At 41.0% G+C, this 21,782-nt stretch carries 16 protein-coding genes and 2 pseudogenes; 6 read left to right on the top strand and 12 right to left on the bottom strand.

The genetic code is table 11. From position 1 onward, the window contains the following. Positions 1–144 precede the first annotated feature (144 nt). The 10 genes from CWI32_RS14005 to CWI32_RS14050 form a co-directional block, all read right to left on the bottom strand. Entirely contained in the window at positions 145–3,021 is a 2,877-nt protein-coding gene (locus CWI32_RS14005; protein ID WP_100535585.1) for a type I restriction endonuclease subunit R, read from the bottom strand. Between the two features lie 174 nt (positions 3,022–3,195). Continuing rightward, the gene (locus CWI32_RS14010) at positions 3,196–4,122 is read right to left on the bottom strand and encodes a GIY-YIG nuclease family protein (RefSeq protein WP_100535586.1); all 927 of its coding nucleotides are present in this window, start codon (positions 4,120–4,122) and stop codon (positions 3,196–3,198) included. Between the two features lie 43 nt (positions 4,123–4,165). Then, positions 4,166–4,537 (bottom strand): DUF4431 domain-containing protein, encoded by a 372-nt coding sequence (locus CWI32_RS14015; RefSeq protein WP_100535587.1) that lies wholly within the window; start codon positions 4,535–4,537, stop codon positions 4,166–4,168. Between the two features lie 49 nt (positions 4,538–4,586). Further along, positions 4,587–5,417 carry an HNH endonuclease gene (locus CWI32_RS14020; protein WP_100535588.1) on the bottom strand — a complete coding sequence of 277 codons (831 nt, stop codon included), beginning with the start codon at positions 5,415–5,417 and terminating at the stop codon, positions 4,587–4,589. 9 nt (positions 5,418–5,426) lie between these two features. Next, entirely contained in the window at positions 5,427–6,626 is a 1,200-nt protein-coding gene (locus CWI32_RS14025; protein WP_100535589.1) for a restriction endonuclease subunit S, read from the bottom strand. Then, positions 6,626–8,194 (bottom strand): type I restriction-modification system subunit M, encoded by a 1,569-nt coding sequence (locus CWI32_RS14030; protein WP_100535590.1) that lies wholly within the window; start codon positions 8,192–8,194, stop codon positions 6,626–6,628. The genes CWI32_RS14025 and CWI32_RS14030 overlap by 1 nt, the downstream gene beginning before the upstream one ends. Positions 8,195–8,483: 289 nt before the next feature. Then, complete coding sequence (locus tag CWI32_RS14035; RefSeq protein WP_005093719.1) at positions 8,484–10,070, bottom strand: sensor domain-containing diguanylate cyclase; 1,587 nt, start codon at positions 10,068–10,070, stop codon at positions 8,484–8,486. Positions 10,071–10,464: 394 nt separating this feature from the next. Next, a complete protein-coding gene (locus CWI32_RS14040) occupies positions 10,465–10,671 on the bottom strand; it encodes a hypothetical protein (protein ID WP_074382693.1) in 207 nt (68 codons plus the stop codon). 118 nt (positions 10,672–10,789) lie between these two features. Continuing rightward, on the bottom strand, positions 10,790–11,689 hold the full coding sequence (locus CWI32_RS14045) for a ParB/RepB/Spo0J family partition protein (RefSeq protein WP_005093722.1): 900 nt from the start codon (positions 11,687–11,689) through the stop codon (positions 10,790–10,792). Positions 11,690–11,707: 18 nt separating this feature from the next. After that, positions 11,708–12,493: a ParA family protein gene (locus tag CWI32_RS14050; protein WP_035337428.1), complete on the bottom strand. Its 786-nt coding sequence runs from the start codon at positions 12,491–12,493 to the stop codon at positions 11,708–11,710. A gap of 903 nt (positions 12,494–13,396) precedes the next feature. Here CWI32_RS14050 and CWI32_RS14055 point away from each other — a divergent pair. The 3 genes and pseudogenes from CWI32_RS14055 to bioD form a co-directional block, all read left to right on the top strand. Further along, entirely contained in the window at positions 13,397–14,566 is a 1,170-nt protein-coding gene (locus CWI32_RS14055) for a replication initiation protein (protein WP_005093725.1), read from the top strand. Between the two features lie 444 nt (positions 14,567–15,010). Further along, positions 15,011–15,199 (top strand): annotated as a pseudogene (locus CWI32_RS15400) (hypothetical protein); the annotation flags it as partial. Between the two features lie 452 nt (positions 15,200–15,651). After that, positions 15,652–16,098, top strand: a pseudogene (bioD, locus tag CWI32_RS14065) (dethiobiotin synthase); the annotation flags it as partial. Here bioD and CWI32_RS14070 read toward each other — a convergent pair. Both CWI32_RS14070 and CWI32_RS14075 read right to left on the bottom strand, forming a co-directional pair. Further along, positions 16,076–17,458 carry an ATP-binding protein gene (locus CWI32_RS14070; protein ID WP_074382694.1) on the bottom strand — a complete coding sequence of 461 codons (1,383 nt, stop codon included), beginning with the start codon at positions 17,456–17,458 and terminating at the stop codon, positions 16,076–16,078. The pseudogene bioD and the gene CWI32_RS14070 sit on opposite strands and share 23 nt — an antisense overlap. Next, entirely contained in the window at positions 17,451–18,125 is a 675-nt protein-coding gene (locus CWI32_RS14075; RefSeq protein ID WP_005093734.1) for a response regulator, read from the bottom strand. Before CWI32_RS14075 ends, CWI32_RS14070 begins: the two co-directional genes overlap by 8 nt. Before the next feature lie 108 nt (positions 18,126–18,233). On the opposite strand from CWI32_RS14075, the gene dsbD reads away from it, so the two are divergent. Genes dsbD through dsbG form a run of 3 tightly spaced genes read left to right on the top strand, consistent with a single transcriptional unit; the run spans position 18,234 to position 21,776 of the window. Continuing rightward, positions 18,234–20,171 carry a protein-disulfide reductase DsbD gene (gene dsbD / locus CWI32_RS14080; protein WP_100535591.1) on the top strand — a complete coding sequence of 646 codons (1,938 nt, stop codon included), beginning with the start codon at positions 18,234–18,236 and terminating at the stop codon, positions 20,169–20,171. Next, positions 20,168–21,016 carry a TlpA disulfide reductase family protein gene (locus CWI32_RS14085; RefSeq protein WP_016659405.1) on the top strand — a complete coding sequence of 283 codons (849 nt, stop codon included), beginning with the start codon at positions 20,168–20,170 and terminating at the stop codon, positions 21,014–21,016. Before dsbD ends, CWI32_RS14085 begins: the two co-directional genes overlap by 4 nt. 19 nt (positions 21,017–21,035) lie before the next feature. Beyond that, entirely contained in the window at positions 21,036–21,776 is a 741-nt protein-coding gene (gene dsbG, locus CWI32_RS14090; RefSeq protein WP_016659404.1) for a thiol:disulfide interchange protein DsbG, read from the top strand. Positions 21,777–21,782: the final 6 nt, after the last annotated feature.

The following is a 21,782-nucleotide window of genomic DNA, read 5'->3' on the forward strand; positions in this document are numbered from 1 at the left end:
TATGAATATACGCATATTCGCAATATAAAATATATGTGTTTTTCAGATGTAACCTGATATGAGAAGTCCAAAATCATTTGAAGCAGTTTCAAAATGAATAGTCTCTTCTAGCTCTAGATTATTGGATCACTTCACGGGCTGCTGTTAAAACCCCACATAAAACTTTTCAATCAGCTTTCGGGTCTTGACCAGCAGATTACTCAACACATTTTCCCGTTCAAACAGCTTCACTTTAAAGTTCAGCAAGTCTTTCAATTCTTCCTTACGTGGTAAACGTTTGGTGAACTCGTAATGTTCCAGAACTTGCTTCATTGCTTCTGGTTTCAGGTTTTCTTCTGTACAGAGGTACTGATAGGCCTGTTCTTTTTCAGCATCCCAGAACTGAGCAAAGGCCGTTTGTACGCTCTGGCCATTGATCATCTTGGGCAGGTTTTCTTCAATAAACTTCTGGATCAGCGCCTGCTTGTCATACAGGGTGATTTCATTGCCAATCAGGTCATAGACCTGAGCTTCATACTTCTTACGTTTGTCTTCATCATCACTATTCACAGCCAGTTGTAGCAGGTTGATGATATAACCAACATTGATCCGGTCACTGTGCAGTAAGTCCAGCTGAAAATCGACATCGTCCAGTACCGATACTTTTTCTTTTTTAGTGGTCTTGCGTACATCACGACATAGATCGGCATACTTGGACGCAAAGTTGGCAAAATGCTGTTTATCCAGTGCAGTCTGGTCCTGATCATATTCAATAAAGGTTTGCAGCTGGGCGTTGTAACGCATCACTTCTCGAAAGGCTTTAATGAACGCCAGCTGCTGATCTTCAGTGATGAGTTCGTCGACACTTTGATAATCAGGGGTAATATTTAGTAGCTTCTGTACTGCCACTTCATAGTCCTGCTGAATTTCTTCATAACTTGGCACCAGTACCACTTTTTGCGCTTCTTTATTGGAAAATAATGCCAGTGCTTCATCAGTGGCGCGTTTCAGGTTACGGAAACAGATGATGTTGCCGAAAGGTTTTTTGTCGTTAAAGACGCGGTTGGTTCGCGAGAAGGCCTGAATCAGGCCATGGTATTTCAGGTTCTTGTCGACATACAGGGTATTTAAGGGCTTGGAATCAAAACCGGTCAGAAACATATTCACCACAAGCAGGATATCAATCTGTTTCTTTTTGACCCGATCGGCAATGTCGCGGTAATAGGCATAGAACTGGTCGCCAGAATTGTAGTTGGTCTTAAACTGCTGGTTGTACTTGGCGATATAACGGTCCAGCTTGTCGCGACTGGACGGATTGATCTGGCTGGGAATATCGGCTGCTTCTTCATGGATCAGCCCGTTTTGCTCATCTACTGGGACTGCTTCATTGGCGGCATAGGAGAAAATCGTCGCAATCGTCAGCGGTTTGAACAGTCGGCCCTGCTCTTCATCCTGTTGCTGTTTCTCGGCCTGAACCTTTTCAAACACTTCATAGTACTGGGTCAGGGTATCGACCGAACTGACACAGAACATCGCGGTAAATTCACCATTGCGAGTTTTGGTCGGATGCGTATCGACAATATAGCGCGCAATCATTTCCAGGCGCTGTGGATTGTCGTAGAGCTCCCGGGTATCAATGCTTTCGACATCATCGTCATAGTCGAGGTTGTGCTGCATGCCCTTGGCCGTGTATTTACCCCGGTAATCAATCTGGAACTGCAACACGTTACGATCCCGGATCGCATCGACAATCACATACTGGTGCAGACACTGATTAAACAGATAATCCGTGGTGAGTTTGAGGCCGGCTTTAGACTGACTGTTTTCCTCAAAAATCGGCGTTCCGGTAAAACCAAACATCTGCGCATTGCTGAAGAACTTCTTGATATTCTGATGGGTCTCACCAAACTGGCTGCGGTGACATTCATCAAAGATAAACACCACTTTCTGGTCTTTGAGATAATCGATGTATTCCAGATAGCGATCCGTGCTGATGGCGCGATTGAGCTTTTGAATGGTGGTGACAATCAGTTTGTCATGGCGTTGATCCAGCTGCTTGACCAGAGTATGCGTGCTATCGGTGCTGTCGACACTTTCGGCTTTAAAGGCATTAAATTCGCGTGAGGTTTGCGTGTCCAGATCATTACGATCCACTACAAACAGGACTTTTTCCACATCCGGCATTTGCATGATGATCTGGCTAGCTTTAAATGAAGTCAGGGTTTTGCCTGAACCGGTAGTGTGCCAGATATAGCCATTCTGCTCCGAGCTTTGCACCTGCTGCACGATTTTCCGGACTGCATAAATCTGATAGGGACGCAGCACCATCAGGCTTTTCGTGGTTTCCAGCATGACCATGTATTGGGTCAGCATTTGGGTCAGATGCTGCTGATTGAGAAAAGCTTCGGCAAAGTCGACAATTTCATTGATGTGTTTGTTGTTGACATCAGCCCAGGGAAAGGCAAACTCGATGCCGGTCGTGCCGTTGGAGTAGTAACGGGTATTGGCGCCATTACTGATCACAAACAGCTGGATAAAGCCAAACAGGCCCTGTCCAGCCCAATAGGCTTCACGGGTGTAACGCTGGGTCTGGTTAAAGGCTTCGGCTATTTCCATGCCGCGCTTTTTCAGCTCGATCTGAACCAGTGGCAGACCATTGACCAATAAGGTCACATCAAAACGGCTGGTACGACCGTTATAGTCGCGGTGATCTATCGTAATCTGATTGGTGACTTGATAAATATTCTTGCTTGGATCATCCGAGAGAAAAAAGATGTGCTTGCTGGTGCCATCATCAAATTTGACTGGGAACAGATCGCGTAGATTCTTGGCACGTTCAAAGACCGTGCCGGTATTCAGAAAACTGATGACCTGTTTCCACTCAGTTTCAGACAGTGGTGCTAGTCCATTGGCCCGTTCAATCTGGGTTTTCAGGTTAGACAGTAGCTGGCTTTCGTCCTTAAGCGTGACTGAGGCATAACCCAGTTGTTTGAGCTGGCCAATCAGTTCATTTTCAAGTTGGTATTCGCTTTGTACTGTCATTATTTTCTCTTAATTAACCCTATATTTAACAATTACTTATTCAATAAAATAACTAAAATTAGCTAAAAATAACTAAGTTTAGTTATTACCTACTTGATGTAGCTTGCCAATCAGTTGGTATTCGCTTTGTATTGTCATTTTTACCCCAAAAAATATTTCTTTAGCTGATTGATTCTATAGTTCTTCTTTCAGCTCAACGCTATCAACCTGATTTTCTAACCATTGACCATAGGTAATATTTGTTCCGACCTGCCTCCAATCTTTGCGACCATTACTTGCTCGACCCAAAATGACTCCACCAGCCGCCGAAGGGCTCGAAAACAAATAGTCTTGATTAAAGGTATATGTATCTGAATCGATAATGTTATTTTCAAATAACTGAGGACGTAGATTTTTAGTATAGGTATGCTTTGTATCTGTAACCTCTCTTCTTACTTGAGATCCAGCCAAAACATAAAACTCCCCATCAATGACTTTTGCATTCGCATTTGTATCTTTAGTTGCAAGATAGAACTCAGTTTCTTCTGTAATTTCACTAGAAATAGTTGTCGCCATAGTTTGTGATTTTTGGCTTGGGCTCTTCATTTCTTTGAGGAAATCAAAACCCAAGACTGGAAGTACGACCTGTATTTGTTCCAGAAAATACTCCATATCGGCAGTATCAGATTCAGGTAATCTATTATATTGATGCGAAGTTCCATTGATTAATTGACATTGACCACCTCGTTTTGCAATTTCAATTAAACGACTCTCTAAATATTTGATATGGGTCTTGGTAATATTTTGATCTTTACCAGTGACAAGACACACTTTTTCCCAGAAGTCTTTGCCTCCAGATTCCTCTGTTCGATTATGCTGTTTAAGACGATTGGCTACATCATCCGACTCGCCGATATATACGCTTGGCAATGAGTTTTCCGGATCATGACCAACGAGGAAATATACACCGGTTCTTGCACACTCTTCTCTTTGAATAAGTTCAGACAGTTTAGTCCGAGGCGCTGAGAGCACATGACCTGTCCAATTAATAATTTCAGCTGTCAAAATCCCATTTGGAGACCCATCTGTTAAAAACAGCTTGATACTTTTACCATGTGCCATCTATATCACTCTAAGACTTAATAGTATTTCTGAAATATTTAATTTAGTTTTTATAGAAAACCGAGTCTACGACACAAAGAACTTTAGTTGTGTGATGTCCAGTGTACGATCTAAATAATTCTTTGCATTTTATTTTTACTGATTTCCCTTCTTTCTTAAATAGAGAAGAATAACGTGGGTCATTATCTACCAATTGAATGAGTTTAGTTTTGACTAAACCTTCTTCACCATCCACATTAACTTGCTGGTCTAAAGCCAAGGCAATTTGATTACCCCCAAAAGCCTCTTGATTAGGGTGTAGACTTTTAATTCTTAGTAATTTCCCTGTTATTGTCGCGGGTTGATCATAATAAAAAGTTTGTGCTTGACTGTGCACCGGCACACATATGAGCACTGCAATTAAAAGCTTATTCATTTACTTCTCTAAAGTTTTCAAGTGATTAATTTAGAAGTTGTACTACAATTTAAATTTTTGAACTTTTTGATACTTCAAATAACAATTTCAGTCGATCCACTTTCATCGGGATACCATTTTCCTGTCTATGTAACATTGCATGGCAATTTGGGCATACAGGTATCAAATCAGTTTCAGGATTTACTTCATAGCTATCTGAAATTTCACTCAATGACGTAATATGATGGACATGAATAAAATCTTTAGCGAATGCTCCATAAGTTTCTGCAAAGCTCATTTCACATATCTTGCAACGTGTACCATGAATCTCAATGCACTTCGCTCTTGCTTCAGGGTTCCGTTCATATCTATTGACTTGGACTATTTTTTTCGCACCTTCAGGAAATAATGAATTTTCTAAATTTGCTTCATCGGGATAGTCGGTATTCACACTATCAGTTTTAAACTCATTAAAAATATGAGTTAAAAAAATGCGAATTGGATCATTTGAGGCTTTATCTCGATCTGTACGACGACCTTGAATGGGTGCGTTAGGAATTAACTCTTGTTGAATAAAATAATCATAAGAAAGAGATGCCTTATCTACTTTTTTTAATTTTTCAAAAATGGCATACCCTTTAATGCTATCCAGCTGAGTCGTATCTTTCCAAAATGCTTTTTGTGCAATTGGATATTCAGCTTTATCAGCATGCCCAATCACTTTAAATTGATACATAACTTTGGATATGGGTTTCGTGACATACACATATACAATATCGTTAAGCTGTAAACCTTTGTCTTTATTCGTAGTTGAGTTTTTCCAATAAATCACAGGTAAAGCTTCAAACGCTTTATCTAATTCAAAATCATCAAAATCTACTGTAACCAACCAATTTGCCATTTCAATCCCCTACACAAACATTTGCTGCAACAAGCCTTTTTTCCACTGTTTGGCCTGTTCAATTTGCTGTACAACCACTTCAATTTTTTGGTCAATAGCCGATAAGAAATTGGCGATTTTGGTTTGTTCAGCTAAGCAAGGTTTCAGAATGTTGAGTGACCTAATTTGACCTAAAGCTAAAAATTTTTGAGTATTTCCCGCATTGAGAATTCTTACTTGTTTTTCAAATAGGTCGGTATTTAAATATTGAATTAAAAAAGTATTTAACAGCTCTTTTTTCTGTTTAATTAAGGCAACATTCTTAATTGCAAAGTTATCGGTCTTTAATAGTACTGGATTCCCGATCGTCCCTATCATCCCAAAAATAATGTCACCAATATCAACTTTTGAACGTTTGTTGATACTTTCAAAATCTTGTCTCGAAATATAATTTATATCTGAAAAATCTAATTTACCATTTTTAAGATTTTTCGATGTTATGAGAGCATAGCCATCTCTGACATACTTAGGTGAATCATGTGTCCCATCTCTAACATCTGACACATCATTTAAAATTATTTTCTCCCACTTCTCAAATTCACTACCATCATCCGCTTTAAAACGAAGCTGCTGACTAAACAGTTTTTGCATCATGCCCTGTTTATATTGGCTCAGCAGCTCATGTTTTTTGGTCAGTTGGCTAATCTTTTCATCCACGTTCGATAGAAAAGAAGCGATTTTGGTTTGTTCTTTAAAAGAACACAGAAATAAAGGAATAGAGTTGCAGTTATCTTTATTTAAGTAAGGTAACGCTGTTTTAGTAGCTACCCTTTCTATATAGTCTTGATTTTTAGAAAGAGCATTTAATACAAAAATTGAGCTATATTTATGATCATCTAATATAAATGCGTGTAATTGCTGATTAATTACAATAGGCTTTGTATTAATTGCAAATAAACCTAAATCACCTACACAAGACATAATCACAGAATTTGTAGGAACAATTTTACTTCCTACACTTTTAGCTTCCTCTTCTGAAATATAATAGTTACTTCGAGTATCTGATACATATGTTTTATCCTTGAGATCAGGTGTTGTAACCCAAGGAATATCCCCATCAAACAATTTAGGTTTATTTCGCCCAGGAACAATACATTCTGAAATATCACCTATTTTCCTAAAACACCAATCCCCATCAAACTCTTTAAATCTTAACTTAGGCGCAGCCATTACTTCACCTCCGCAAAAGGCGAAGCAATCCCGAGCTCTTTGCAAAAATCCGCAATGATGGCATCGGTTTTTTGGCTGTCGTGTTCCAAAGCTTGAAGCTGTTTTGCAATCGCATCTAAATCAATTTCGGCTTCCGCTTCAAAGGTATCCACATAACGTGGAATATTCAGGTTGTAATCATTGTCTTTAACTTGTTGTAAAGTTGCTACATGTGCATATTTCTCAATATTCTGACGCTTTTCAAAAGCCGCAATAATATTGTCCAAATGCTCAGGCAACAGCTTGTTTTGATTCTTCTGCTTTTCAAAATCGTTGCTGGCATCAATAAACAGAATATTGCCGCTATGCTCACGGTTTTTCTTCAGTACCAGAATACAGGTCGGAATCGAGGTGCCATAGAAAATATTGGCCGGTAGACCAATAATGGTATCCACCACATTCAACTGTTCAATCAGGTACTGACGAATCACGCCCTCACTGGAACCACGGAATAACACGCCATGCGGTAACACCACCGCCATAGTGCCGTTGTCATCCAGTTGATACAGCATGTGCTGCACAAAAGCCATATCGGCTTTGGAACTTGGCGCCAGTTTGCCATAAGCAGCAAAGCGTTCATCCTGTAAAAATAATGGATCGGCTGACCAGTTGGCTGAAAATGGCGGATTGGCCACCACCGCATCAAACTTTTTATCCAGATGCTGCGGACGGGTTAAAGTGTTTTCCTGTTTGATGTCGAACTTGGCAAAATGCACATCATGCAGAATCATGTTCATACGCGCCAAGTTATAGGTGGTACGGTTCATCTCCTGACCGTAAATCATATCCACGTCTTTGACTTCACGTTTCACCCGCAGCAACAACGACCCTGAACCGCAGGTCGGATCATAGACTGAACGTAAACGCTCCTTGCCTTGGGTGACAATCTTGGCCAGTAAAGTCGATACGGTTTGCGGGGTATAGAACTCACCGGCTTTTTTGCCCGCGCCTGATGCAAACTCGCCAATCAGGTATTCGTAGGCATCACCGAGTACATCGGCTTCGGTATTGGAAATATCAAAATCAATATCATCCAGATGACTCAGGACTTTCGCCACCAGTGCATTACGGTCGCTGGCATTATTGCCGAGCTTGGTCGAGTTCAGATCCAGATCTTCAAACAGGTTGGCAAAGTCATCGGCAGAGTCGGTGCCCAAAGTGCTTTGTTCAATCGATTTTAAGGTCGCAGTTAAATCATCCAGAATGAATTCGCCCTGACGGCCCCGCTCAGCTAGGGTATGGAATAGTTGTTTTGGCGTGAGTGCATAACCGACTTCTGCAATGGCATTCTTTTTGATTTCTTCGATATAAGGCACATGCTCAGGATTGTTTTCATCCAGCTCTAAAAAGCTGATGTCTTCGCCATCCAGCAATTCATTAGCAAAATTAACCGACTTTTCCGATAAATATTTAAAGAAAATAAAGCCGAGGATGTAATCACGGAATTCATCTGCACCCATCGTGCCACGTAACGTATTGGCAATATTCCAGAGTTGTTTTTGTAGCTGTTGCAGTTGCACCTGGGTCATTGTTATAGAATTCCAAATAAGTAAATCATTAATAAAATGATTTTACCTAAAATTCTAAAACATGCAGCAGTAAAAAGGTGGAAAAGGACATGAATTGTCGTGCTTAATTCACTTTATTTATCCATTAAAGCTCCCCAGACAGACCAATATGCCAAATTTTACCAGTGCATGCTCGGGCACAGACTGAAGCTGATCTCGATTAAAGCTCATGTAACTCCGCAAGGTCACTGTGCTGAACATGCTTGAGCAGAAAAAGATTTAAAAAATCAAGCCTGTTTGTGCCGACATTTTACTTGGCTAATTTTTGCGTCATACGAACACAGTTCCGCCCATTATTTTTCGCTTCATACAGCTTATTATCTGCCATTTTAAAAACCTGTTTGACGCTTACTGAATCTCTCGGCCAGAATGCGATACCCACGGAAATGGTAACTTCTTTGATTCCTTCAATTTGACTCACTTGCATACTCGTTCTGAGACGTGCTGCTGCATTGAAAGCAACACGAATATCGGAGGTCATCATCAATACGATAAACTCTTCCCCACCAGTGCGACAGCAGAGATCATGACTTCTGAAATTTTTCTGCATTAAAAAAGCCAATCGCTTTAAAACCTCATCTCCGCGGTCATGTCCATAGCTATCGTTGATCTTTTTAAAGAAATCAATATCGATAGCGAGTACCGCAAAATGAGTACCCGTACTGATTAATTCATCCAGAAGATATTGCATGCCACGACGGTTATAAAGGCCAGTCAAGGGGTCAATATTGATATGTTGGCGTAATTCTGAGATCTTGTTATTAAATGTTTTGGAGCTCAAAAGTAGCGAGGCCCTAAACTTGAATACCTCAAAATACCAGGGATCAACCTGACTGATTTTATCCTGAATATCATTTCGATTTAACATACTGGCCATTTTCGCCAAACGATTCAGCGGCGAAGAAATAAATAGCGACATCCGCCAGACGATAAAGAAAATAAACAGATAAAAGATAAATATGCCAATAGAAACTTTTAAAATTAATTCATTGGCCTGTTTAAGAAGTTCATCCGTAGGTTGCTGTGAAACCACAATCCAGTTCACACTGGGAACATGTGCAAAACCGGCCAGGTTATCAATCCCCAAGCTATTCGTTAGACGGACGGATCCTTTCTTGTTTTCATTGATATAGTCAAGACCAGTATTATTTACAATTTTTTCGCCAATCCGACTCGAATCTGGATGGAAGATAATACGGTTCTGCTGATCAATCACATACATATAACTTTTTTTGAAATCAAATTGATTGAACAGCATTTCACTGATTAAATTATTCTTCTGCAGATAAATCGTACCGCTGATAAAGCCCTTATAATTTTGATTCACATCGTAAATAGGCTGTGATATCAACACAACCAGATTTTTTTTGCTTGACCAATAGGGTGCCGAAATATACGCCTTTTTGCTTTTAAGTGATCCAACAATACCCGCTGTATTATAGGGCGTGTGGAATTTTAGGTCTAATGATACTGGTGCATAAGCAAGTATCTGATTTTGCTGGCCCACCATAAAAACACTGTTAAAGTTATTCGACTGGTTTTTGAGCCGTTTGACTTCAGCCTGTCGCAGTGGCGTATTGTAAAAGTTTTGCCCTAATTGCTGAGCACTATACTGCAACTCCTGCAACATATTACTGACATCACGATTCACCCCCATCGCAATCTTGGCTGCGTATTTTTCATTTATAGAGAGTGAATTCTGAATTAGTTGCTGTTTAACCACATAATTCAGAATAAACAGGCTAATCACAAATAAAAAGGAAACGCTGAGGATCGTTGAAATCAGAATCAGCTTGCGTAAATTCAGATTCAAAGATAGAAGTATTTTATATAACAACTGAGACCCCAGGTACCTTGGGTTGTATTACTCTGTTTAATTTAACATAAATACGCAAACCCAATGCTACAAAATCACTTTCTAAAACTTAGAAAAACATTCTAAATTTACTGCCTAAACCCTCTCCAAAATGTTGAGCTGAATAGGGCAATAAAGCTAAATCCAAATCGGACATCAGTCATAATAACAGGGCTTTGCATCTTTCTAAATACCCTACTGTGACTTTCAGTATATTCGGTTGATGAATAGAACAAATGATTGGGCAGAATAGGCATCGAGTATTTAGAATAAATGAAACCAGCCCTATCAGCTAAGCTGTATGCTGTTATGCTCCAACTAATCAAAGTTATGATTCAGTGCTCGATCCAGCAATCATACAAATACGGTCAGAAATTTATTTAAGTGCTTTTTTGATTTTATTGATCAATGTACGGGCTGCATCATAATCCTCAAAATCAATATTGATCGTCCCTTTATTTCCCTGATTTGTCGAGGAGCTTTTAATCACGACTGAAAAAGCATTCGATTCAAGTGGGATAATTTCTGCCGAAACAATATGATCAGCGTTAAGGAAAAAATCTTTTTTTAATTGAATTAACATTTTTTATTCTCGAGTAAAAAACAAGCAATATTTATAGCATATAAATTCAAAAAGTATAAAAATCGGCGAAATTTCAATTGAACAAAGCACTGTAGCAAGTTGCTACAGTGCCTTCATTTTATTTTTTCAGCATTTTTTTCAGCAAATTTTCCAGCTCTTGTAAATTTTGCTCATCAAATTCACTCATTTTTAATGACACTTTTAAAATGTTGTGATCAAACTTAATATTCCCTGCGACTTTTCCATCATATTCAATTTTATGCACGATTGACGTTTTAATTGGCTCTTTGTTTTCTTTCGACTTTAAAATTTTTTCTGCCAATAAGGCCAGTTTTGTTTGCTCAACTTCTTTTTTCAGTAATTTCGCCCAAGCTTCTAGCAGTGCTTTTTTAGCATTACTGTAATTCTCTTCATAATCTGAAAGAAACTTTTTCACAGCTGTGGCGGCAGTGCGTGCCAACAATGTCGGTTGTTGTTCTAAATCGGCAATCAGTTCTTTCGGTAATTTTTCGAAAGATAGATATTTATACATATCCTCTCGATTCATGCCTAATGATTTTGCCAGCTTTTGCTTGTTCTTTTTTAATTTCTCATCCAGAGAACTCAGACCGACATAAATTTCATAATCTGTTAAGTCTTCCCGTTTTAAATTCTCAGCCAAGGTTAACAGTGCAACTTCTTCATCTGATGCATCGATGACAATCACTTCAATGGTGTTTTTATTGAGAATTTGATGCGCTTTCAAGCGTCGTTCACCTGCAATTAACTCATATTTGTCCTGTACTCGCCGAACTGCAATCGGCTGCAATAATCCAATCTCCTCAATCGAGGCTGCTAAATCTTCAATATCTTGCTGATTGAATATTTTTCGTGGCTGATTGGGACTAGGTTGAATGTCTGTAATTTGGACATTACGACGTAATTCTTTCACATCGTTGACATGCTCTTGCTGAGCTTGTTGATGCTTTTGAGTATTTTGCTGAAGACGTTGTGCCAACAATTCTTTTGTACTTACCATAGGATTCTCAGAGTGCCTTTATTCAACACGATTGATGATTTCTTTCGCTAAATCTTGGAACGCTTTACGAACTTTAGAATTTTTATCTACGCGCAACAATGGCTGTTGTAAAATTGCTGCTTGATTGACTTTCGTACTCATTGGAATGGTCGTTTTTAACAATTCGCCGACCTGGCTTAAAGCTTCATCTCGTATCAGTTTACAGACGTTTTGACGTTCATCATGTTTAATCAGCAAAGCACCTAACAGTTTCAATTCGGGATTGACCCGTCTTATTTTACTTAAATGGTTAATTAAGTCAGTGACACCATATAGGCCATATTGTGAACCGGATTCAATCGGCACCATAACATGGGTAGATGCAGCCAAGGCATTACTGGTCAGAAGTTTTAGGCTTGGAGGACAGTCAATCAGGATGAAATCATATAATCCGTTTAATAATTCCAACTTGTTAGAGAGCTCTTCAGAGGGTCTTGGGGCATCATCTTTAAGTTGGTCTTCTGTTTTACCTAAAGTAAGTGAACCATAAATTAAAGAAACATTTTTAAAATTGGTTTCTTCTTGTAAGGCATCAGACAATAGGTTCAAATCACCTACCAGTAATTCAGCAGAAGTGGTTTCAACCTCACTCGGATGTCTTAATCCGATATGTAAACTTGCATTGGCTTGTGGATCTAAATCAATCACCAATACTTTATGCCCCAAGTCTGCTAGCTCTGCAGCCAGATGAACAACCGTGGTGGTCTTCCCGCAACCACCTTTATGGTTTGCTACAGCAATAATTTTAGTCGATTTATTTGTCATATCAGACCCCATTCGAATGATCCTAATATAGTGGAACTTGTAGCAACTTGCTACACTTTATTTGAATGATATTAAAGTACGAATCAATATCGGCTAACAAAGAAAACAAATTAAAGTTTTATATAAAATATAGCTAGCTAATTATAATTAGTATTAATTAATATAATTAAGTAATTATAATTAGGACAATTTTTCCCTTTTTAAAACAATATCTTACGTCTTTAAAGGTGGAGGGTTTGTCACCGAAAAGTGGAAGGTTTGTCACTGAAAGGTGGAAGAGTTGTCACTGAAAGGTGGAAGACTTGTCACTGAAAGGTGGAAGAGTTGTCACTGAAAGGTGGAAGACTTGTCACTATGGTGGAAGACTTGTCACTGGTTTAAAAAAAAACATGAAATTAAGTTATAAAAATATTTAAATTCAAAACTTTAATCTGTTGATAAGTATCATGATCTGACTTTAAAGGTGGAAGACTTGTCACGCTTATTTTTATACTTGTGGATAAGTTATGTTTTCCCTTTAAAAATTGCAAAAAAAAGTCCGATTTAGTACTTGATTCTCTCTAAAGGTGGAAGCTTTGTCACTGAAAAGTGCTAAACCAAATGATTTTTTCACTTATAACGGTATTTTTGGCCACAAAAAAATGCAAAGAAAACGATTTAAGCTCTTCTCAGTTGATAAAAGTGGAAAGCTTGTCACTAATAAGTGGAAATTTTTTCAAAGTTTCCACCTTTGGGTTAAGGATTAGGCTAAATCTAAAAAAATGATGACATGCTTTCCACTCTTGATCTTTAGCACATCCTTTTAAAGGGATAAGCACTTAAAGTGAATCTGTAAGGTGAAGATGTTGAATGTTATTCCACTTTTATGTATAAATAGGGGGAATAACTTTTAATTTTTCACTTATGAGCGATTTTAACGAAAAACAAGAAATAGAATATTTACCTTATTGTATCGGCAATATTCGACAGAATGGAGTGGTGAGTACCAGTAACCGCTTAATTCGCCCTATTGAATTGTCTTCTAATGAATATAAGGCACTGCTTTATGCAATGGCGGTTGCAAACTATGGTGAAAAAAATAACCAAGATCGTGAAATTACCGAGAAAACCTATATCTATCTGCATAAAGAAGATTTGGGGGAATTGTTAGGACTCAATAAGAAGAATTCCATTAATGTGGCTATTGACCGGATTTATAGGGAACTTTCATCTCGGGTTGCTCATTTTGTAATTGAAGAGCCTGTAGATGACGTCAAGCGTAAAGTAAAAAAAGTCCATTCTGTGGTACCGATTATCCGGGAACTGCGCTGGGAAGATGATGCCAAAAATGCCTTGCAGATTCGCTTTACCAGTGAAGTGCTGCCTTACTTCACCCGTCTGGCCAGTGGGAATTTTACCACTTACCAGTTGAAAGATTTATTTGCTTTAGACTCTGTCACAAGTATGAGTCTATATTCTTATATTGTTAAAAATGAATTTAAGTATGCGAATCTCGACACCTATGAAGTTGAGCTCACCTTAGAGAATTTAAAAGCGTTGATTGACATCGGTGAAAAAAAATATGACCGCTGGGTAGATTTTAGGCGTTATATTCTGGATAAAATTGTTGAAGAAATTAATACTAAAACCAGTCTGCAACTAGAATATGACACCATTAAGAAAGGCCGTCCTATTGTGGGTGTGCGGTTTAAAATTATGAGTGGAGATACTGAAGCGGCTCTCCCGCAATTTAACGAAAAGACTCAAATCTATTTGGATGTAGATTTTGATGATAATGCCATCGTGAAAGAGTTGGGGGCAAAGTTTGATATGACCGTACGTTCCTGGTATATCTATGCCAATGATCCGAATTATACGCAGTTCAGCAAGTGGTTTAAGATCGAAGGCTGTTTAACCGATTCTCAGGCGAATGTTATTGTGAACGATATTATGTTTCAAATGGATTTTGCTGTGGCCGGTGCATCCATGAATGATTTCAAGAAAGAGATGAAATATAAGCTCAAAAATGATCCGACTTTTGTTCAGGAAAATCGCGAGCGTTTGAATGAGATTTTTGGTAAAGAAATTATTTAAAAAGTGTAGCAAATTGCTACAGCGCATTGAAAAACATTCCGAGTGAATGATTTTTTTTGCATGTCTGACATTTTTCGCAAATAACTAGAATATTTCTGGTACATCTTTTTAGTGAGATTAGCGGGCGCTCATTGGGAAAATGTCGCAGTTCGGACTTGCTACATCTTGTCTAAAATACAAGTGAAAATACCTAAATTCTGAATATCTAAAAAGTGTAGTAAGTTGCTACACTTTTTTCTTGGGGTCAAAAACTTACTATTATTCACGCCATAATCCCACGAAAAACTATGTCTTTTGCCACCTTCTTACGATGGCATGATTGAAAATTTTAGGCGAAATCACTGGATTAATGAGTTCGTGATTTGGACTGTCATAATCATGCCCAGGTGCAACAGCTACAAAAAATCTGGAATATTGCCAATACCTTGACTGGCATCATAGAGGGAGAATTTGAAGCCAGAGACGATAAAAAATGTACTGGAATATTACGAGTTCTCCAAGCATTTGTTGCGCAAGGAAGAACTTAAAGACTCGCCAAATTATAAGGTGAAGCTATTTGAACGGGATAATGTGTTTAAACATCTGCTGATTAGAACACAGCAGTTGATTGAAAAGTTTTATGTGGAGTTTTAAAAACAGCCCGTGATGTGATCCGGGACAGGATGGGATCATGTTACAGCAGTGAATGATTATCTGGAGGCATCTCAGTTCATGGATTTAACTGAAGGTATCAGCGCTTATGTCAGTTGAAAGACTCCTTCGATTTACAGGAATTTTGCCAGCCATATAGTGTCTAAAAGCAATCGATTGACTTATGCCAACGGAAAAAGAAAGTAAATAGTAACAGCTCAAAGAGGCATGATGCCTCCTTATTTATTTTGTATGCTAAATAGCCTAAGTATGGCAGGCCATTACTCAAATAGAAGAAAAGATTTTAGCAGTGATTCAGTGCAATGACCGGGATTTATCATATAGAACGGAGCAAAAAGGGACTTGTGAAAGCGTACCAGTAATCACTTCTATTTTTTTGAGCTTATTTAACAACATCCTCAATTATTTTTTAAATTAAGTTGCACTCAGGTGGCAAGCTGACCATGCCAGAAATCTTTAGCTATCCGGCCTCACCGCATCTGGCATCTGAACTGGATCGGCGTTCAATCGATTTCGAAAAAATTCAGCAGGCAGCCACTATACTGGCCGAGCGTTATGACCGGGTTCTGCTTGAAGGAGCGGGTGGATTAATGGTGCCGCTGACCCGGGACATGCTGACGATCAATTATATTGCAGCGCATCACTACCCTGTCATTCTGGTGACTTCAGGCCGTCTGGGCAGTATTAATCATACTCTACTGAGTCTGGAGCTACTCAAACAACGTGAAGTCACGCTTTATGCTGTGGCATTTAACCATGCTGATGACCACCAGGATCAAACGATTGCGATGGATACCATTCAATATTTAAAGGAGTATCTGACCCGGTATTTTCCAACAGCCGTATGGCTGGATATCCCTAAGCTTGCATGTCACGCTTAGACACGCCGTACTTTATTTCAATGCTGAGCCCACCATAGGGTCGACGGGCATTGAAAGAGAGCTGATAGCCATATTGTTTTAACAGGTTAGCAGTTAATGCCAGTCCTAAACCATGGCCATGCTGCTGAGCAGATTTGCGCCAGAAGCGTTGTCCTAAATGTTGAATATCTTCTGCTGTAAGTTGCTGGCCATTATCTTCAATCACCAGGCAACCAGACTGCATGGAAATCCAAATCTGTTCAGCCTGTGCATGCAGCAGTGCATTCTCAAGCAGATTTTTCAGTACGGTATACAGCACAAATTCAGGTAGCTGAATTTCGCCTAGACTTTCCCATTTCACCTGTATTTTTTTGTTCATTTCTGGATAGCGTGTACCTAAGTCTGCAAGAACTTTCTCAAGTGTGGGGCGAAGCCAGATGGCCTCAGTCATTTCCTGGAGACTGTTTTCTGATTGGGTCAGCAATAAAAGCTGCTCGAGTAATAGTGTATAACGCCGGATACTCTCATTGGCCTGCTGCAAATTGTGCTGAATGGATTCAGGCAGGTTCTGCTGCTGACCGATCAGCTGTGCCAGTTGTACATGGGTTTTAATTGCGGTCAGGGGACTGCGTAATTCATGTGCAGCATAGGCACTAAAGGCTTTCTCCTGTTGCAGACTGTCATTGAGTTTCTGAATCAACTGCGTGGAATTGTTGACAAAAGGCTGTACTTCTTGGGGAATGCTTGCAGGCTTGAGCTGCATTAAAAAATCTGCCGCCTCTGAATAGCTAAGGTTTTTCTGGTTCAGGTATTGACTGAGCTGATCCAAAGACCGGAACTGTCTGCGGATAATAAAGATGATCAGGGCAATACAGATTAGCAGTGAGAAGACCAAGGGAACCAGTACGGACTGTAGAATCTGCTGTAGTAAGGTATCCCTCAAGAACATACGTTCTGCCGCCACCACCTGAATATCACCACGACGCAGGACATAACTGCGCCATTCCGTATCACCCTGCTGCCAGGTGCTGAATCCTTCTGGTCGCTGGCTTAAATTTTGGGGGGCACCGCGTGTTTTGGCAATGACCTGATTATCTAACGAAATGTCAGAGCTAAAAAGAGAGACTTCACAGGCAATTAACTGGTTTGCATCATCATTCTTGGCTAATTTGGATAAGGTTGCATCCCCCAGACTATCCAGCGGTAGCTGCTGAATCAGCCGGGCAACCATTTGCGCAGATGCCGATAGGCGTTGATCCAGCGTGTCTTGTAAACGTTGTTTCAGGTCAATATACAGCCATGAAAATACCGCACTCCACAGCACAATAAACACGGCCAAAAGACTCATGGCCAAACGCCATTTCAAGCTGTGCTTAAACATGACGATGCTCAAACGGTTTGAAAATATAGCCCACACCACGAACGGTCTGAATCAAGTCTGGATGTAGTTTTTGTCTCAGGTGATAAATGTGTACATTCAGGGCATTGCTCTCGATAGCGTCCTGAAAACCATAGAGCTTGTCAATAAGCTGTTCATTTTTCAGGATCTGGTTGGGGTGGCTCATCAGGGTTTCCAGCAGGCTGAATTCACGGCGAGATAAACTCACGGCCTGGTCTTGGTAGGTCACAGTCTGGGTATCCCGATTCAGAACCAGGTCATCAAATTGCAGTGTATTCGAGGCAAAGCCGCGGTGGCGACGGGTGAGGGCATGAATCCGGGCAATCAGTTCCTCCAGCTCAAAGGGTTTGGTCAGGTAGTCATCGGCACCGGCATTCAGGGCCTGAACACACTGATCGGTCCGCAGCCGTGCCGTCAATACCAGTACCGGGAGATCAATCTGGTCGCGTCGCCAGCTGTGCAGCAAGTCCAGGCCATCCTGATCCGGCAGGCCTAAATCCAGTAAACACAAATCGACAGCACTATGCCGGATAAAATAATCTGCAGCACGTGCGTGACTGACATGCTCCACTGAAATATTCAGATAGTTCAGAGCAGCACAAATGCTCTGTGCGATATAGGGATCATCCTCAACCAATACAATAAACATAGAACATCCTGATCAAACTGCCATTATTTTATAAATGATTTGGGCTGTTAATGTTGTCTTAATTTTAGTTTTTCAATAATGCAGTCCTAACAGGAGGAGATCAGCTGGATGTTGAAGTGGATATTGGGTGCCGTGATCGGCGGTGGAATCATGACGGGAACTGCACATGCAGACTTTTTACCACCGGATCAGGCTTTTCAGTTTCAGGTGGTTTCTACAAGTCAGGATCAGGCAGAGCTTAGCTGGAAAATCGCAGAGGGTTATTATCTGTATCATGACCAGCTTAAAGTGTCTCATCAGCAGACCCCAGTCAAGTTGGCATTGCCCAAACCTGAAGACAAAGATGATCCCAATTTCGGTTTGACTCAGGTGCATTATGGGCAAGTCAAAACCAATATGAATGTCCAGCCCAACCAGCAGTTTGCGGTGCAGTGGCAGGGCTGTGCAGAAAGCGGTTTATGTTATCCGGTGCAACGCACCACAGTAAAAACTGATGCAGATGGTTTATTTCCAGCGCAAAACTTGAGCAAGCCTCAAAAGCTGCTGGCCAGCACTACACAGCCAGAAGCAAACGAAAAGATTTTGACTACTCAGAAAGATGAGCTCCAAGCTATAGGGCAAACTCAAAGTACAGATCAAGCACTGGCTGAAGAAAAGGTGGAGAAAGTGCAAGTCGCTGCAGTTTCCGACCCTGTCGTGCAGCCTGAGGTGGAATTAACAGAGAAAAACGACCAGCTTATTACAGACCCTAAAAATCAAACTTCATCAGCAGGCATGAATGACCAGTGGAACAATGACCAGTATTTTTTAAGTTTGCTGTCGAAACAAGGTCTGTTGATTAATGCTCTGATTTTTCTCGGGCTTGGCATTCTGCTGGCATTTTTACCGTGTTCTTTACCTTTAATTCCAATTTTAACGGGAATTCTGGTTCAGCAGCACCGGGGCTACCGTGCTGCACTGATTGCGCTGGTCTTTGTTTTGGGTATGGCACTGGTCTATGCGGTCATAGGACTTGCTGTGGCACAGCTCGGTTACAGTTTTCAGCGCTGGTTTCAAAGTCCGATATTCATCAGTATTTTCAGCATTCTGTTTGTTTTGTTCGCGCTTAATCTGTTCGGAGTATTTCAGCTGTCCTTACCTCAAGGCATGTTACAGCGGCTGGATCAATGGCAGCAAAAGCAGAAGGGTGGCACGCTGATTGGTGCTGGTCTCATGGGCATGATCGCGGCACTGATTGTCGGGCCATGTATGAGTGCACCGTTGGCCGGTGCCTTAATCTATGTGTCTCAGCTTAATCAACCGATTTTGGGTGCCAGCTATCTGTTTGTCTTAGGCCTTGGGCTGGGCTTGCCACTATTTATCGCAGCTGTATTTGGGTCCCATCTTTTACCCAAACCTGGCATCTGGATGGATCGCCTGAAGTTTAGTTTTGGCTTTGTCATGCTGGCCCTGGCCTTGTATTTTGCCCGCCCCCTATTGCCCGGCATTTTATACCTGAGCCTTTTGGGTGTAGTACTGATCACCTGTTCAGGCTACTTCTTGTTCAAGATGCTGCCCCATGTGCATCGGTCTGTATCGAAAATAGTCCTGATGCTGCTCAGTGGTTTACTGGTCTTTGCAGGAGGCATGCAGCTCTATCATGTCTGGAGTCAGGTACAGGTCGCCCATGTGGAATCACGGCTTGAATGGCAGAAGGTCAGTACAGCCGCAGAATTGCAACAGGTTTTAGCCAAACATCCTGCACAGCCAGTGGTAATTGATGTGTATGCGGACTGGTGTGTGGCCTGTCAACCGATTGAAAAGGAAGTGATTCCACGTAGTGATGTCCAGACGGCTTTACAAAATGTGGTTCGTATCAAATTAGACCTGACCCACTATCATCCAAGTCAGGATGAGCTGCTAAAAGAATGGCAAATCCTCGGTCCACCCACCTTTATATTTTTAAATGCAGCGCATCAGGAGCAGCGTGAGTTGCGCTTGACCGGAAGCTTTAGTGCGGCACATTTACTAGGCACATTGCAGCAACTACAAGGGGAGCAACCATGATGATTTCCAGTGATGCGCTGCATCTGGGACCTTTGATGTTGCCCTGGACACTCATGATTGTTGCCACTGGCTTGATGCTGTTATCTGCCGTCCTGTTTGGATTAGCCAGAAAGTATTCATGGTCTAAACAGCTGCTTGGACAAAGTCAGGATTTGCTCTGGAGCAGTTTTCTGCTAGGGATGCTGGGTGCACGTCTTGTTTTCGTTCTACTCAATGCCGAGCTGTATTTTGTAGCCCCCATCGACATACTGAAAATCCAGGACAAAGGTTTTCATTTATGGGGCGGGGTGCTGATAGGTACTTTATGGTATGTCATTCGCAACAGACAGTTGCAGACCCGATTCAAAGCCATCTTGCTGATCATCTTTGTACTCTGGGTCGGGCTTGGGCTCGCGTTCAAATCCAGTCTAAAAACTGAAGCAGCGTTTCCTGATCTAGCCTTTGCTGGACTAGAACAGGAACGTCTGGGTACAGACAAGATTCCACTCAGCCAATTCATTGGCCAGCCCACGGTAATTAATTTGTGGGCGAGCTGGTGTCCGCCGTGTCATCGCGAAATGCCGGTATTGGCCAAAGCAGCCAAGCAGCATCCTCAAGTGAATTTTGTCATGCTGAATCAGGGTGAGGAGGTAGCCACCGTAAATGCCTATTTAAGAAAACATCAGTTTCAATTTAAACATGTCCTGCTGGACCCATATGGTGAACTGCCACAGCAGCTGAATAGTTTTGGCCTGCCAACGACGCTGTTTTTTAATGCTCAAGGCCAGCTGGTCGAGCGGCATATGGGGGAACTCAGTCCGGCCATGTTGCAGCAATATTTAAACAGAATTTCAGATCAACCTTAAAAAAACGGAAGGACTTAGTATGAACAGAATTTACCGGGTACTGGGTGCAGGCATGTTCCTGATCATGAGCATGCACACGCAGGCGAATATTAAACAGAATATTGAAAAACAGGGTTTTGTGTTTGTAAAACAGATTCCGGCACCGCAAGGAATGACCGGTTGGGTGGGGCATGAAGACCAGTACTCCAATACAGTATTTATCTCCAACGATGACAAATATTATATCAAGGGCGAACTGTTTGATGCGCAAGGGAAAAGCCTGTCCAATGAGCAGATTGAAAAGCATATGAAAAAAGCGGTATTGGATGATGTCTGGAAAACCCTGGAAAAATCGACCTGGATTCAGGATGGCAAGCCGGATGCACCACGAGTGGTTTATGTCTTTTCCGATCCGAATTGTCCATATTGCTATAAATTCTGGCAGGCGGCCCGGCCTTGGGTCGAATCAGGCAAGGTACAGCTGCGTCATATTCAGGTCGGTGTGATCCGTGAAGAAAGCCGTGGTCAGGTGGCAACATTGTTAATGTCGAAAAATCCAGCAGCAGTTTTTAATGATATAAACAAGAATAAAGGCAAAAAGCAGCTCAAGAAAATGGCAAAGATTCCTGCAGAAATTGCTGCAAAAATTGATGCCAACCAGGCCCTAATGGGGAAATACGGCTTTTTCTCCACACCGTCGATGGCCTGGAAAAATAACCAGGGTGAATTTAAATCTACTCAAGGCCTGGCGATGGACGTCAAAGAAATTTTTGAACAATAAGATCGG

It is taken from the genome of Acinetobacter pseudolwoffii (assembly GCF_002803605.1).
GTDB lineage: Bacteria > Pseudomonadota > Gammaproteobacteria > Pseudomonadales > Moraxellaceae > Acinetobacter > Acinetobacter pseudolwoffii.

Coding starts and splice junctions, on each gene's coding strand:
- CWI32_RS14005 (WP_100535585.1), bottom strand. CDS start 3,021: ATGACAGTACAAAGCGAATACCAACTTGAAAATGAACTGATTGGCCAG.
- CWI32_RS14010 (WP_100535586.1), bottom strand. CDS start 4,122: ATGGCACATGGTAAAAGTATCAAGCTGTTTTTAACAGATGGGTCTCCA.
- CWI32_RS14015 (WP_100535587.1), bottom strand. CDS start 4,537: ATGAATAAGCTTTTAATTGCAGTGCTCATATGTGTGCCGGTGCACAGT.
- CWI32_RS14020 (WP_100535588.1), bottom strand. CDS start 5,417: ATGGCAAATTGGTTGGTTACAGTAGATTTTGATGATTTTGAATTAGAT.
- CWI32_RS14025 (WP_100535589.1), bottom strand. CDS start 6,626: ATGGCTGCGCCTAAGTTAAGATTTAAAGAGTTTGATGGGGATTGGTGT.
- CWI32_RS14030 (WP_100535590.1), bottom strand. CDS start 8,194: ATGACCCAGGTGCAACTGCAACAGCTACAAAAACAACTCTGGAATATT.
- CWI32_RS14040 (WP_074382693.1), bottom strand. CDS start 10,671: ATGTTAATTCAATTAAAAAAAGATTTTTTCCTTAACGCTGATCATATT.
- CWI32_RS14045 (WP_005093722.1), bottom strand. CDS start 11,689: ATGGTAAGTACAAAAGAATTGTTGGCACAACGTCTTCAGCAAAATACT.
- CWI32_RS14050 (WP_035337428.1), bottom strand. CDS start 12,493: ATGACAAATAAATCGACTAAAATTATTGCTGTAGCAAACCATAAAGGT.
- CWI32_RS14055 (WP_005093725.1), top strand. CDS start 13,397: ATGAGCGATTTTAACGAAAAACAAGAAATAGAATATTTACCTTATTGT.
- CWI32_RS14070 (WP_074382694.1), bottom strand. CDS start 17,458: ATGTTTAAGCACAGCTTGAAATGGCGTTTGGCCATGAGTCTTTTGGCC.
- CWI32_RS14075 (WP_005093734.1), bottom strand. CDS start 18,125: ATGTTTATTGTATTGGTTGAGGATGATCCCTATATCGCACAGAGCATT.
- dsbD (WP_100535591.1), top strand. CDS start 18,234: ATGTTGAAGTGGATATTGGGTGCCGTGATCGGCGGTGGAATCATGACG.
- CWI32_RS14085 (WP_016659405.1), top strand. CDS start 20,168: ATGATGATTTCCAGTGATGCGCTGCATCTGGGACCTTTGATGTTGCCC.
- dsbG (WP_016659404.1), top strand. CDS start 21,036: ATGAACAGAATTTACCGGGTACTGGGTGCAGGCATGTTCCTGATCATG.